The organism is Pseudomonas sp. 9Ag, from assembly GCF_902506445.1.
GTDB lineage: Bacteria > Pseudomonadota > Gammaproteobacteria > Pseudomonadales > Pseudomonadaceae > Stutzerimonas > Stutzerimonas stutzeri_AB.
In genome coordinates, this window is sequence record NZ_LR733836.1 from 3,215,153 (window position 1) to 3,228,520 (window position 13,368).

Below are 13,368 nucleotides of genomic sequence, written 5' to 3' on the forward strand. Positions count from 1 at the left end.
GGTTCGCTTCGATCTCAGCGCTCGCGCAGTCAGCGCTCAATGACTTGCCCGCGCATGGGCGCCAGGCGCGCCAGCAAACGGTTCTGCACAGCGATCGGCACGCCCTCGGCGGTCATCGCCGCCTGCAGGTTTTCCACCAGCGCGTTGAAATCGCTGGGTGTCAACGCCAGGCCTTTGTGGCTTTCTTCCATGCTGTCGCCGGTGTAGACGCAGGGACCGCCCGCCTCGGCGCAGACCTGCTCAATCAGCTTGTCGCGCAGGCGTTGGATGTCGATGTCCTGAAAATGCTCGACGATGCGGGGGTCTCCAGCGATGCGCAGCAGCATGCCTTCGACAATCCGAGTCACACCGGGCTCGCCACCGAGCTGCCGATACAGGCTGTCATCCTTGGGCGCTTGTCCAGCACAGGCACCGAGCAACAGGCAAAACAGCAGGCCAAACCAGCGCATCAGAAGCTCCCCTGGACGGACAGGTACAGGCCATCCTGGTTGTCCAACGTGGCGATTTCACCCAGCCGCGCATAAGCCAGGACCACGGCAAGGCGCTTGTTGGGGAAGTAGCCGAGGAACAGATCGGCCCAGTCGCTTTCGCCCGCAAAGGACAGGTTGTCCGGCTTTTCACGATACTCAACGCCCAGCGCCCAGCTTGGGTTGAACAACACTGCAGCCGAGCCCTCCTTGAGCAGGCTGCGGCTGTCGCGACGGTCGCCGCCGAATCCAAGCAGGCCCAGCTCATTGGCGCGGCTGTAGCGCACGCCGCCATTGAGCAGGAGGTTGTAGCCAAAGGCACCCGCAAGGATCAGGCGGCTGGCGGTGAGGTAGGCCTCGGTGTCTTCATCGCGCTGCGCGCCGATCAGCGATGGGATCAGGAAATCCTTCTGGCGCTTATGCTGCACACCTAGCGACACCTGGGGCAGCCGGTCGTAGACCAGATCGCCGAACAGCCGCAGTTTGGCGCCGAAGATGTCCTGGCTGAGGCTGTTCTCGGGGAGCGAAAGGTCGCGCGCCAATGTGCCGAGATCAAAGCGCTGCCGCGCAAAGGACAACTCAAGGCGGTTATCGAAGGCCACCGCCACGCCAGCGACGTCCAGTCGGTAGTCGCCAGTTTCGACACGGGTAGCGAAGACGTCGCCGCCCCACTCACCGCGCTCACCGTACCCCGCCAGCACGGCCCAGGGCGTGATCCCACCACCTGCCGACCCTTCCAGACTGGTCGCCCCGCCGGTGGCCAACAGACGGCCTGCATCGGCACTGGCCAACATCGGCGCCCAGCACACCGCCAGCAGCAGCGTTTGCCAACCTCTCATGAATGCTCCTTGCGCGGCCGCGCGGCCAGATGAGGTTGTTGCTTCAACCAAGTTTCGAAGGCGTCGGCCGGCAACGGGCGGCTGAAGAAATAACCTTGCAGTGTGTCGCAACCCCAGGCCCGCAACAGGTCGCGTGTTTCACCATGCTCGACGCCCTCGGCCACGACCTTCAGGCCCAGCGCGTGGCTCATGTCGATGGTCGAACGGACGATCACCGCATCACCACAGGTGTCATCCAGCTCACGAATGAAGGATTGGTCAATCTTCAGCTCCTGCACCGGCATGCGCCGCAGCTGAGCAAGTGACGAGTAGCCGGTGCCAAAATCATCGACCGACAGCCGAATGCCCAGCGAGCGCAACCGATGGAGCATCGCCAGGGCGCGATCCGGGTCGCGCATCATTGCGCTTTCAGTGATCTCGAACACCAGCTGGTCGCCGGGGATGACGTAGCGTTGCAGCAACTCCCCGACCCGCTGTTCCAGAGTCAGGCTGGAGAGGTCTTCGGCGGAGATGTTCAACGACACTTCCATGTACAGGCCGCGACCGTTCCAGAGATGCAGCTGCCGCAGCACCGCCTCGATCACCCAGGCGGTCAGCAATTGGATGCTGCCAGTGCGCTCAGCCAATGGGATGAATTCGCCGGGCGACACCATGCCGTGGACCGGGTGATTCCAGCGCAGCAGCGCCTCGGCCTGGTACACCCGACCGTGCTCCAGGTCGATCTTCGGCTGAAAATGCAAATGCAGCCCGCCAACCTGAGCGGCGTGGCGCAGATCACGAATCAGGGTGATCTGCCGCTGATGGGCATCGTCACGGCCGTGCTGGTAGAGCTGCAGGCCGTCCGGCAGCTGCGCGGCGTCCTGCATGGCGATCCGTGCGCGCCGCAGCAATTCGTCGACGCTGCCGGCATCGTCCGGGTAACCGGCCACGCCGATGTGCGCCTCGATGCGCATCTCCAGCTCGGCGACGCGTACCGGCAAGGCCAGCGCCTGCTGCACCGCCACGGCGGCGCTGAAGGCGTTGTCAGCCGAGGTGTCACTGACGATCAGCAGGAATTCGTCGCTGAGCATCCGCGCCAGGTGGTCACCAGGTTGCAAACCGGCCTGTAGGCGTTGGGTCAGCTCACGCAGCGCCTGATCAACCCCTTCGGGGCCGCCGCTGTCCTGCACGCCAGCCAGATTGCCGATGCCGATGTGCAGCACCGCGGTGGTTCGCCCGGCGCCAATGGCATTTGAGAGCAGCTCGCCAACCAGCGAGCGGTTCGGCAGCCCGGTCACATCATCGTGGAGCATGTTGTGGGCGATCAGCTGTTCGCGCTCAGCGATGCCACTCTGCATCTGGTTAAGGGCGCTGGCCAGCGCGCCCAGTTCGTCACCACGATCCAGCTCGATTGGCGTCTGGTAATCGCCGCGCCCGACCCGCTCGGCCGCCCGGGCCAGCGCATTGACCGGCTCGGACAGGCTGCGTGCCAGCAGCAGCGCTCCGAGCAGAGAGGCGATCAGCCCGACAAAAGCGATCAGCAGAATTCTTGAATCGAGCTGATGGAAGCCGGCCAAGGCATCATCCAGCGACCGGTGCACGAGCGCGATGACACTGAAGTTCTCGCCCTCCGACAGCACGATGTCCTCGTTGAGATAGCGCTCACCGTTGAGCAGCAATTCTTCGATGCCACCGGCATGGTCATGCCGGCTCCATCCATCGATCAAATCGTCGCGTGTTTCTTGAGCGAGCGTCGTGACCAGCTCGCCCTTACTTTCGCCCTCTCGGGTCAGGAACGACACGTCCAGGCTAGTCAGCTCTTTGAGTTCATCCGCCAGCGCCTGATCCATGGCGAAGCCCATCACCACACGGGCGATGGGCAGTGGCGCTCGGACCTCGGCCTCGACCATCAGGTGCGCCTGCCCATCCAGTGAAACCACCAGCATCGACTGCCCTTCCTGACGCGCCGCGCGCAGCTCGTCAGCGTAACGGAAGGTATCGCCCGGCCTGACATTCGACAGGCTCGACGCCAGCACCTTACCGTTGAGATCCAGCAGCATCGCCTCACTGGCGCTGATACGGGCCGCCTGATTAGTCATGGCTGATTGCAAGGTAAGCGTGTCGCCGCTGGCGACAGCTTCCTTGAAGCCGAAGTCGGCAACCAGCACCTGAACGCCGTCGCGCAACTGGCGGCCACGCATGTCCAGCAAGCGCTCGAATACCCGTAGACCCGACTCCAGCCGCTCAGCGGCCTGGCTGCTCACGGCCGACTCGGTGACCAGGCGCACAGAGAAATACAACGCGGCGATCACCACCAGCAGAAAGGCGGCGAGGATCCACGACAGTCGCGCGTGGAAGCTAAGGCTGCGCGTCACGGGTGGCCTTCCTGAAAGCATCGGCGAACGCCGTGGGGGCTGGAGCCGAAGGTTGCAGCGCGGCAGTGACCACAACCAGCAGCTTCAGCTCGACCGGCGCCTCGCCCAGCCGCAGCGTGCCCGCATCGACTGGTTGCATATCAACCAAGGCCGGGTGCCAGAGAGTCGCTGGATACTGGCCGGCAGGCGCGTCCAGGTGGATGCGGCCTTCTGCGTCGCTGACGCCAAACCAGGGATCATCGGTGACGTAGACGTAACCCAGCATCCAGTCGTGAATGTTGCAGCCCAGTATCACCAGGCCTGGTTGGTCGAAGGTTACTGGTGCGCTCGGCGTGCCCTCGTAGAGGCGCAGTTCGAACCGCTTGGCAGGGGAAAAGGAATAGACCTGATGACGAATGTCGTCACGATTGGGGAAGCTCACCGCTGTGCCGGTCGCTACGGCGAGCACCGCCGGCACGAACTGTTTGTCGATCTGATCCATGACCGCTGCGGCGCTTGGCTTGACCTGTGCCGGGCCCGACAGACTGAGTACGGCGCCCGCAACCGGCTGCCCCTGGGCGTCGACGACAAGCGCGCTAAAAGGCTGGGCCTGCGCAGACGCCGCAAAGACGCAACACAGCATAAATAAACTGGACCGCAAAACACCGTTGAACATCTGGCTGGCTCCGCCATCGTGATTACCGTTGGGACTACCGCCTTCCTTGGCAACCTGCTGACCGCATCAGGCTAGCCTATCGCCATCACTTGATCAGCATAATTTTCATGTTCCGGCGTGCTGCCATCTGGTTCGATCAGCGCTGCACGCCAAACGGATCCTCTTGGCCACGGTCTCACTCTCAGTAGCTGCACTTTTCTGTGCGGTTTCAGCGCAACCCAAGGAGCCCGCTATGACAGTCCATCTCGATACCGATAACGGCACCTGTTCAACCACACTCGAAAACGCCACCCATACCAGCGCAATCAAGGACGTCCGTGTCTCGACAGATCCTGCGGCCCGCATGTCCATGGCGCATATCAGCGGCCATAGCGTTCACGTGACCGAAGACATGGCCGAGCACCTGATCGCCGCTGGCGCAAAGGACGATCGCAGGAACCTTGTTGTCGACGATTGAGTCCGCCGCATGAGCCACTGCCGACCAGCGGTAGGCGGTAGTGCATAAAAGAAAACCCCGCTGCCGGAACACCGGCAGCGGGGTTTTTTGGGTGGGCCAATGAATCAGCGACCCTGGTATTCGCTCTCGGCGTCTTCGAAGCGCTTGAGCATGCTCGGTGAAGCACCGGCGCCGGCTTTGCTGAAGATCACGATAGCCAGGCTGGCGAGGATGAAGCCCGGAATGATCTCGTACAGACCCATGCCGATAAATTCCTTCCACACCACGACAGTGACCGCACCGACGACCATGCCAGCCAGCGCGCCATTGCGGGTCATGTGCTTCCACAGCAGCGAGATCAGTACCACCGGCCCAAAGGCGGCACCAAAGCCGGCCCAGGCGTAGGACACCAGACCCAGCACCTTGCTGTCAGGATTCGAAGCGATGCCAAGGGCGATGAAGGCGATCAGCAGCACCATCGCACGACCGACCCAGACCAGCTCGGTCTGAGAGGCGTTCTTGCGCAGCATGGCCTTGTAGAAATCCTGGGTCAGGGCGCTGGAGCTCACCAGCAGCTGGGCGCTGAGCGTACTCATCACAGCAGCCAGTACGCCGGAAAGGATGATCCCCGCCACCCAGGGGTTGAACAGGATCTTCACCAGTTCCATGAATACACGCTCACCGTTCTCGCTGACCGGGCCGGCCAGTTCCGGATGACCTGCAAAATAGGCGATACCGAAGAAGCCCACCGCCACGGCACCGGCCAGGGTCAGGATCATCCACGCCATGCCGATGCGGCGAGCGTTAGGGATGGTCTTCACCGAGTCGGCGGCCATGAAGCGCACCAGGATGTGCGGCTGTCCGAAGTAGCCAAGGCCCCACGCCAGCAACGAGATGATGGCAACGAAGGATAGGCCGTTGAACATGTCAAAAGCGGCTGGGTTCTGGGTCGCGATGGTGTCCATCGCAGCGCCCATGTCGCCCAGCGCCAGGATCACGAACACCGGGGTGATCAACAGCGCGAAGATCATCAGGGTGGCCTGCACAGTGTCAGTCCAGCTGACCGCGAGGAAGCCGCCGATGAACACGTAAAGAATGGTGGCTGCTGCACCGATCCACAACGCGACGTCGTACGGCACGCCGAAGCTGCTTTCGAACAGACGCGCACCAGCCACGACACCCGAGGCGCAGTAGATGGTGAAGAACACCAGCACGACCAGCGCCGAGAAGATCCGCAGCATGCGGCTTTCATCTTCGAAACGGTGCGAGAAGTAGTCCGGCAGGGTCAGCGCATTCTTGTTGCGCTCGGTGTGTACACGCAGGCGTCCAGCCACGAACAGCCAGTTCAGCCAGGCACCGGCGATCAGGCCGATGGCGATCCAGCTTTCCGAAAGACCGGCGACGAAAATTGCGCCCGGCAAACCCATCAGCAGCCAGCCGCTCATGTCCGAAGCGCCGGCAGACAGCGCCGTGACAAAACTGCCCAGGCTACGTCCCCCGAGGATGTAGTCATCGAAGTTCTTGGTTGCACGGTAGGCGATAAAGCCGATCAACAGCATCGCGCCGATGTAGATCACGAACGTGATCAAAGTAGGAGTACTGATGCTCATTTTGTTCCCTCGTTAGTTGTTGTTGATGGGCGCGAGGGTATTCCCGATCCCACCTGGCAGAGGGCGATGGCGGTTCGCGCCATCACCGGGACGGGCTCAAATGAGCCCATCAGAGGCGGAAGAGCGATCCGCCAACTGTTCTGGTTGTTTTGATGAGCTGGCGGTCTCTGAACCGAGCCGCCAGCCATTTCCTGCCGAGTCGACGATCAGTCGTCACCCAGCGACAGCAAGGACGCGTTACCGCCGACAGCCGTGGTGTTGGTCGAGGTGGTGCGCTCGTTGACGAAGCGCAACAGGTAGCTCGGACCACCCGCCTTCGGACCGGTACCGGACAGGCCACAGCCACCGAAGGGCTGTACCCCGACCACCGCGCCGACCTGGTTGCGGTTGACGTAGAGGTTGCCGACCCGCGCCAGCGCTTCAATGCGCTCAGCGGTTTCCTCGTTACGGCTGTGCACGCCAAGCGTCAGGCCGTAACCGGTGGCATTGATGTCGGCGACGACCTTCTCCAGATCGGCCGCATCGAAACGCACCACGTGCAGCACCGGTCCGAACTGCTCCTTCTTCAGCTCGAGAATGCTGCCGATCTCGAACGCTACCGGCGCCACGAAATGGCCGTTGAGGCTGCCAGGCAGCTCTGCTTCGGCGATCAGCTTGCCTTCGGCCTTGAGCTGCTGGATGTGCGCCAGCAGGCCTTCGCGCGCCTCGGCATCGATCACCGGGCCCAGGTCGTTTTCGCGCAGGTGGGTCGGGCCGACCTTCAGCTCGGCCATTGCGCCCTTGAGCAGTTCGATCACACGGTCGGCGATGTCGCGCTGGACGTAGAGCACGCGCAGGGCCGAACAACGCTGACCGGCGCTGGTAAAGGCCGAACCGACGGCATCCTTGACCACTTGCTCAGGCAGCGCGGTGGAGTCGACGATCATGGCGTTCTGGCCACCGGTCTCGGCGATCAGGGCGGCAATGGCGCCCTCCTTCTCGGCCAATTGGCGGTTGATGATGCGCGCCGTGTCAGTGGAGCCGGTGAAGCACACGCCCACCACACGCGGATCGCGGCAGAACACGCCGCCGAGCGTGGCGCCGTCGCCTGGCAGGAAGGCAATCGCCTCCTTCGGCAGGCCGGCTTCGAACATCAACTCCAGCGCACGGGCAGCGATCAGGCTGGTCTGTTCGGCTGGCTTGGCCAGTACGGTATTGCCGGCCACCAGCGCCGCGGTGATTTGACCGAGGTAGATCGCCAGCGGGAAGTTCCAGGGGCTGATGCAGACGAACACGCCGCGGCCTTCATGGAACAGCTCGTTGCGCTCGCCGGTTGGGCCCTTGAGCTCTTCACGACCGAGCTTCAGGCGTGCCTGCAGTGCGTAGTAACGGCAGAAATCCACCGCTTCGCGGACTTCGTCGATGCCGTCCTGCAGGGTCTTGCCTGCTTCCAGCGTGCACATGGCCATCAGCTCGGCACGGTTGGCTTCGAGCAGGTCACCAAGGCGCTCGAGGATCTGTGCGCGCTGTTCGATCGGCGTGGCGTTCCAGCGCGGCCAGAAAGCGGCCAGACCGTCGATAGCCTGCTTGGCCTGCTCGGCGGTGGCGAACTGAGCGGTGCCCACCTCCTGGCTGAGCTGATACGGGCAGTGCACCTTGTGCGGCGCACCGGTGAGTTTCTGTCCGGCGATTACCGGGGCGGCCTGCCACTGGCGGCCAAGGAACTTCTGATAGGCGCTGGACAGTTCGTTCCACTGGGTCTGGATGTTCATGTTGATGCCTTGCGAGTTGGTCCGGTTGCCGTACAGCGCCGGCGGAAGCGGAATGCGGTGGTTGCCGAGGGTCTTGAATTGACGCAGCTGGGTCACCGGGTGGTCGATCAGGGAATCGACCGGTACGCGCGGGTCGACCAGCTGGTGGACGAACGAGGAGTTCGCGCCGTTCTCCAGCAGACGACGAACCAGGTACGGCAGCAGGTCTTTATGCGCACCGACCGGCGCGTAGATGCGCACGTTCTTGCGGTACTTCTCGATCACGGTGTCGTAGAGCGCGTCGCCCATACCGTGCAGACGCTGGAACTCGAATTCACGCGGCGTCTTCAGCGCGCCGACCATCGACAGGATGCAGCTGACGGTGTGCGCGTTGTGGCTGGCGAACTGCGGGTAGATCACGCCGCGTGTCTGTTCGGACAGTAGGTAGCGAGCGCAGGCCAGATAGGAGGTGTCGGTGCCTTCCTTGCGGGTGTAGACCGGATAGCCGTCGAGGCCCTGCACCTGGCACTGCTTGATCTCGCTGTCCCAGTAGGCACCCTTCACCAAACGCAATGGAATCCGTGCATTCAGCTCCTTGCCCAGCAGGGTCAGCCAGACCAGCACCGGCAGACAGCGCTTGGAATACGCCTGAATGACCAGACCAAACTCGCCCCAGCCAGCGATGGCTGGGTCACGCATCAGCTTTTCATAGAGTTCCAGCGACAGCTCGAGGCGATCGGCCTCTTCGGCGTCGATGGTGATGCCGACATCCAGGCGGCGCGCCAGGATCGCCAGTTCGCGGACGCTGGCGAACAGCTCGGTCAGTACGCGCTCACGCTGAGCCACTTCATAACGCGGATGCAGCGCCGACAGCTTGATCGACACCGACGGACGTGGACCGAGGCCTACCTGGGGCTCTGCGCCAACGGTTTCCACGGCCTGACGATAGTCGGCCATGTACTTGCGCGCGTCCTCGACAGTAAGTGCCGCTTCGCCGAGCATGTCGAAGGAATAGGTGTAGCCCTTCTCGCGCTCGGGGCGGCCATTCTTGAGCGCTTCGGAGATGGTCCGGCCCAGCACGAACTGCTTGCCCATCAGCTTCATCGCCTGATTCATCGCGGCGCGAATGACCGGCTCGCCGGAACGCTTGACCAGGCGGCCGATGACATTCTTTGGGCGGCCGTCGGCGTTTTCCGGATCGACCACCTTGCCGGTCATCACCAGGCCCCACGCAGCGAAGTTGACCAGCACGTTGTCGCTCTGGCCGAGGTGGCGTTCCCACTCGGCGGCATTGAGCTTGTCGCGGATCAAAGCGTCAGCGGTGGCCGAGTCCGGCACGCGCAACAGCGCTTCGGCCAGGCACATCAGCATCAGGCCTTCGTGGGTGTCCAAACTGTACTGGCGCAGCAGCGCGTCGAGGGTGTCGACGGCGTTATCACGGCCGCGTACGGCCTCGATCAGGCCACGTGCTTCGCGGCGAATGGCTTCGATGCCCGCCTCGCCGGGGTCGGCGAGTTGCAACAGCTCGTTCAGGTAGGCCGCCTCGTCAACGCTGTAATTCGCGCTGATGGCGGGGAAGAATTCGGCGGCTTTCAGATTGGCGAAATCGCCCTGCAAGACTTGACCGGCTTTGAACATCGCGCCGCTCCTCTCGTGGAGTGTTGTTGTGATGAATCAGGCCCGGCGGGTCGCCCACACCAATGATGGCGCAGCGGTGGCCGCCAAACGGGTAGGGGAATCTACGGCGAGAGAGTTTTGCGTTGTTGCAGATATCTACTGAACTTTTACAAAAACCTACGGCTTTACGTGGCCGTCTAAATACGGTCATAAAAGCTCACTAGAGCGGTGCAAAAAGTTAGCTGAAAAATGAAAAACGCACCGATGCGGTGCGTTCTATAGTTCTAGCCGTCGCTGTGTCGCAGCTTTTTAGGCGTCAGCCCCAGATAACGGCGTGTCGCCGTCGTCAAGGCACTCTGGCTTGAAAAACCGCACTCCTCAGCAATCCGAACCAAGGGCAGCGGACTCTCGCGTAGCAGCCGTGCGGCACGGTTGAGGCGACTTTTGAGCAGGTATTGATGCGGCGTCAGGCCGACGCTGTCTTTGAATTGCGCGTGAAAATGGCTGGGGCTCAGGCAGACGACCTGCGCCAGCTCGGCAACGGTAATCCGTCGAGCAAGATTGCTTTCGATGTGTGCATCCAGCCGGGCGACGTCCAGTGGACCAGTCGGCTGGCGCGTGCCTTCCCCGAACACCCGCAGGTGCAACGCGCGCAACAACACGCCACCCAGCGCCCGCGCCAGCAAGGGGTCACTGCCGTAACGGGCCAGTTCGGCACCGGCATAGTTCAACAGGTTGTGGAAGTCAGCGTCGAGCGCGGGGTAACGCGGGGTTTCGAACAATTGCGCCAGCAGGCGTGGGTCGTCGGCACTCAGGTCATTCTCATCGAGATCAATGATGAGCATGCGGTTGTCACCCTTGCCGGCGAACTCGTGTTCGGCGTATCCCGGCACAAGGCAGGCACGCATACGGCACACCTCTCCACCCGTCCCGTCCACTTCAAATTCGGCGCAGCCCGACAGCGACATGACCAACTGGTGGTAGTCGTGAGCGTGTTCGTGAGCCTGGTCATCGAGGCGAAGCAGACGTGCGTTGAGCATGGGGGATACCTGACGTATTGCCGCACTCTACCGGAGGCAAACCCGTTTTTACAGCCAGCCCCCACGGTCGATGACGGGATTGGATTGAAATCATTTGTCGGATACCCATCTAAAGAGCACGTACTCGCCACAGGTGCCGCATGAACGACGACATCCATCAGGACCTCGAGCAGGACCATTCATCTACCGGGCTGGTGTTGCCGGACCAGGAGCAGCCCGACAAGCTGTACATCATCCCGATCCACAACCGGCCGTTCTTCCCGGCCCAGGTGCTGCCGGTCATTGTCAACGAAGAGCCCTGGGCCGAAACCCTGGACCTGGTCTCCAAAACGCCGCATCAGCGCCTGGCCCTCTTCTTTATGGACTCGCCGGCGCAGGATGCTGCCAGCTTCGACCCGGACAGCCTGCCCGAGCACGGCACCATGGTTCGCGTGCATCACGCATCGAAAGAAGGCGGCAAACTGCAATTCGTAGCCCAGGGCCTGGCGCGGGTGCGAATCCGCGGCTGGCTGCGGCGCAAGCCGCCGTATCTGGTGGAAGTGGACTACCCGCAAAGCGACGAAGACCCGCGTGATGAGGTGAAGGCCTACGGCATGGCGCTGATCAACGCGATCAAGGAGCTGCTGCCGCTCAACCCGCTGTATAGCGAAGAGTTGAAGAACTACCTCAACCGTTTCAGCCCGAACGCGCCCTCGCCCCTGACCGATTTCGCCGCCGCGCTGACCACTGCGCCAGGCCCGGAACTGCAGGAAGTGCTCGACACCGTGCCGGTACTCAAGCGCATGGAAAAGGTCCTCCCGCTGCTGCGCAAGGAGGTCGAGGTCGCCAAGTTGCAGAAGGAGCTGACCGGCGAAGTGAACCGCAAGATCGGCGAACGCCAGCGCGAGTTCTTCCTCAAGGAACAGCTAAAGATCATCCAGCAGGAACTCGGCATCACCAAGGATGACCGCAGCGCCGACGCCGATGAATTTCGCTCGCGACTGGAGGGCAAGGTCGTGCCACCCGCGGCACAGAAACGCATCGACGACGAATTGCAAAAGCTATCAGTGCTGGAGACCGGATCTCCGGAATACGCCGTCACCCGAAACTATCTGGACTGGGCCACCTCCATGCCCTGGGGCCTGTACAGCGAGGACAAGCTGGACCTCGAACATGCGCGCAAGGTGCTCAATGCTCACCACGCCGGGCTCGACGACATCAAGAGCCGGATCATCGAGTTTCTCGCCGTCGGCGCCTTCCGTGGCGAAATTTCCGGCTCCATCGTGCTGCTGGTGGGCCCGCCCGGCGTGGGCAAAACCAGCATCGGCAAGTCCATCGCCGAGTCACTCGGGCGCCGCTTCTATCGCTTCAGCGTCGGCGGCATGCGTGACGAGGCCGAGATCAAAGGCCATCGACGCACTTACATCGGCGCCTTGCCCGGCAAGCTGGTCCAGGCATTGAAAGAAGTCGAGGTGATGAATCCGGTGATCATGCTCGACGAGGTCGACAAGCTCGGCAACAGCCATCAGGGCGACCCGGCGTCGGCGCTGCTGGAGACCCTCGACCCCGAGCAGAACGTCGGCTTTCTCGACCATTACCTCGACCTGCGCGTGGACCTATCCAAGGTGCTGTTCGTCTGCACCGCCAACAGCCTTTACTCGATCCCCGGCCCCCTGCTCGACCGCATGGAAATCATCCGGCTGTCCGGCTACATCACCGAGGAAAAGCTGGCGATCGCCAAGCGTCATCTCTGGCCGCGGCAACTGGACCGCGCCGGTGTGCCGAAGAAACGGCTTTCGATCAGCGACAGCGCTCTACGCAGTCTGATCGAAGGCTATGCGCGAGAAGCGGGTGTACGCCAGCTGGACAAGCAGCTCGGCAAGGTGGTGCGCAAGGCAGTGGTCAAGCTGCTCGATGAGCCAGAGGCCAACATCAAGATCGGTCCGAAGGACATCGAGAGTTACCTGGGCATGCCGTTCTGGCATCCCGAGCAGTTGCTCACCGGGGTTGGCGTGGTCACAGGTCTGGCCTGGAACAGCATGGGAGGCGCCACGCTGCCCATCGAGGCGACGAGGATCCATACGCTCAACCGTGGTTTCAAGCTCACTGGCAAGCTCGGCGATGTGATGAAAGAGTCGGCCGAAATCGCCTTCAGCTACGTGAACTCCCACCTGAAGGAGTTCAAGGGCGACCCGAAATTCTTCGACCAGGCCTTTGTGCACATGCACGTGCCGGAAGGCGCCACGCCTAAGGACGGTCCCAGCGCCGGCATCAGCATGGCCAGCGCCCTGCTCTCGCTGGCACGCAACCAGGCGCCCAAGAAAGGCGTGGCCATGACCGGTGAGCTGACCCTGACCGGGCTGGTCCTGCCCATCGGCGGGCTGCGGGAAAAAGTGATTGCCGCGCGGCGCTTGAAGCTCTACGAGCTGATCATTCCCGAGCTGAACCGGGGTGACTTCGAAGAACTGCCGGATTACCTCAAGGAAGGGCTGACGATGCATTTCGCCAAGCGCTTCAGCGACGTGGTCAAGGTCCTGTTCTGACAATGCGGGGCCGTGAACCCAGCACCACGGCCCCGCTGCCCGGACCCTCGGCCAGCAGAGAATGGCTTTACGCGCGAGTCTGCGGGTCTTATGGTTCA

General features: G+C 62.5%; 9 protein-coding genes. 2 read left to right on the forward strand and 7 right to left on the reverse strand.

Annotation, left to right across the window (positions count from 1 at the left end; genetic code table 11):
• Positions 1–29: 29 nt before the first annotated feature.
• From ALTERO38_RS14535 to ALTERO38_RS14550, 4 genes are read right to left on the reverse strand one after another with little or no spacing between them, the layout of a single operon-like run.
• Positions 30–449 (reverse strand): group 1 truncated hemoglobin, encoded by a 420-nt coding sequence (locus tag ALTERO38_RS14535; protein WP_148926633.1) that lies wholly within the window; start codon positions 447–449, stop codon positions 30–32.
• Entirely contained in the window at positions 449–1,306 is an 858-nt protein-coding gene (locus tag ALTERO38_RS14540; RefSeq protein ID WP_148926634.1) for a DUF3034 family protein, read from the reverse strand. Before ALTERO38_RS14540 ends, ALTERO38_RS14535 begins: the two co-directional genes overlap by 1 nt.
• The gene (locus ALTERO38_RS14545; protein ID WP_256663903.1) at positions 1,303–3,660 is read right to left on the reverse strand and encodes a bifunctional diguanylate cyclase/phosphodiesterase; all 2,358 of its coding nucleotides are present in this window, start codon (positions 3,658–3,660) and stop codon (positions 1,303–1,305) included. The genes ALTERO38_RS14540 and ALTERO38_RS14545 overlap by 4 nt, the downstream gene beginning before the upstream one ends.
• Positions 3,644–4,315, reverse strand: coding sequence for a methylamine utilization protein (locus ALTERO38_RS14550; protein WP_148926636.1), 672 nt, complete (start codon positions 4,313–4,315; stop codon positions 3,644–3,646). The genes ALTERO38_RS14545 and ALTERO38_RS14550 overlap by 17 nt, the downstream gene beginning before the upstream one ends.
• A gap of 232 nt (positions 4,316–4,547) precedes the next feature.
• Here ALTERO38_RS14550 and ALTERO38_RS14555 point away from each other — a divergent pair, with 232 nt between their 5' ends.
• Positions 4,548–4,772, forward strand: a complete 225-nt coding sequence (locus ALTERO38_RS14555) for a DUF3203 family protein (protein ID WP_102835758.1) — start codon at positions 4,548–4,550, stop codon at positions 4,770–4,772.
• Positions 4,773–4,876: 104 nt separating this feature from the next.
• Here the strand turns inward: ALTERO38_RS14555 and putP are convergent, their stop codons facing one another.
• The 3 genes from putP to ALTERO38_RS14570 all read right to left on the reverse strand — a co-directional run bounded on the left by putP (position 4,877) and on the right by ALTERO38_RS14570 (position 10,748).
• Positions 4,877–6,361, reverse strand: coding sequence for a sodium/proline symporter PutP (putP, locus tag ALTERO38_RS14560; RefSeq protein WP_159968815.1), 1,485 nt, complete (start codon positions 6,359–6,361; stop codon positions 4,877–4,879).
• A 206-nt stretch (positions 6,362–6,567) separates the two neighbouring features.
• The gene (putA, locus tag ALTERO38_RS14565; protein WP_159968816.1) at positions 6,568–9,729 is read right to left on the reverse strand and encodes a bifunctional proline dehydrogenase/L-glutamate gamma-semialdehyde dehydrogenase PutA; all 3,162 of its coding nucleotides are present in this window, start codon (positions 9,727–9,729) and stop codon (positions 6,568–6,570) included.
• 263 nt (positions 9,730–9,992) lie between these two features.
• Entirely contained in the window at positions 9,993–10,748 is a 756-nt protein-coding gene (locus ALTERO38_RS14570) for an AraC family transcriptional regulator (RefSeq protein ID WP_102835755.1), read from the reverse strand.
• Between the two features lie 140 nt (positions 10,749–10,888).
• Between ALTERO38_RS14570 and lon the strand changes: the two genes are divergently transcribed.
• Positions 10,889–13,270, forward strand: coding sequence for an endopeptidase La (lon, locus tag ALTERO38_RS14575; RefSeq protein ID WP_148926638.1), 2,382 nt, complete (start codon positions 10,889–10,891; stop codon positions 13,268–13,270).
• Positions 13,271–13,368: the final 98 nt, after the last annotated feature.

Coding starts and splice junctions, on each gene's coding strand:
- ALTERO38_RS14535 (WP_148926633.1), bottom strand. CDS start 449: ATGCGCTGGTTTGGCCTGCTGTTTTGCCTGTTGCTCGGTGCCTGTGCT.
- ALTERO38_RS14540 (WP_148926634.1), bottom strand. CDS start 1,306: ATGAGAGGTTGGCAAACGCTGCTGCTGGCGGTGTGCTGGGCGCCGATG.
- ALTERO38_RS14550 (WP_148926636.1), bottom strand. CDS start 4,315: ATGTTCAACGGTGTTTTGCGGTCCAGTTTATTTATGCTGTGTTGCGTC.
- ALTERO38_RS14555 (WP_102835758.1), top strand. CDS start 4,548: ATGACAGTCCATCTCGATACCGATAACGGCACCTGTTCAACCACACTC.
- putP (WP_159968815.1), bottom strand. CDS start 6,361: ATGAGCATCAGTACTCCTACTTTGATCACGTTCGTGATCTACATCGGC.
- putA (WP_159968816.1), bottom strand. CDS start 9,729: ATGTTCAAAGCCGGTCAAGTCTTGCAGGGCGATTTCGCCAATCTGAAA.
- ALTERO38_RS14570 (WP_102835755.1), bottom strand. CDS start 10,748: ATGCTCAACGCACGTCTGCTTCGCCTCGATGACCAGGCTCACGAACAC.
- lon (WP_148926638.1), top strand. CDS start 10,889: ATGAACGACGACATCCATCAGGACCTCGAGCAGGACCATTCATCTACC.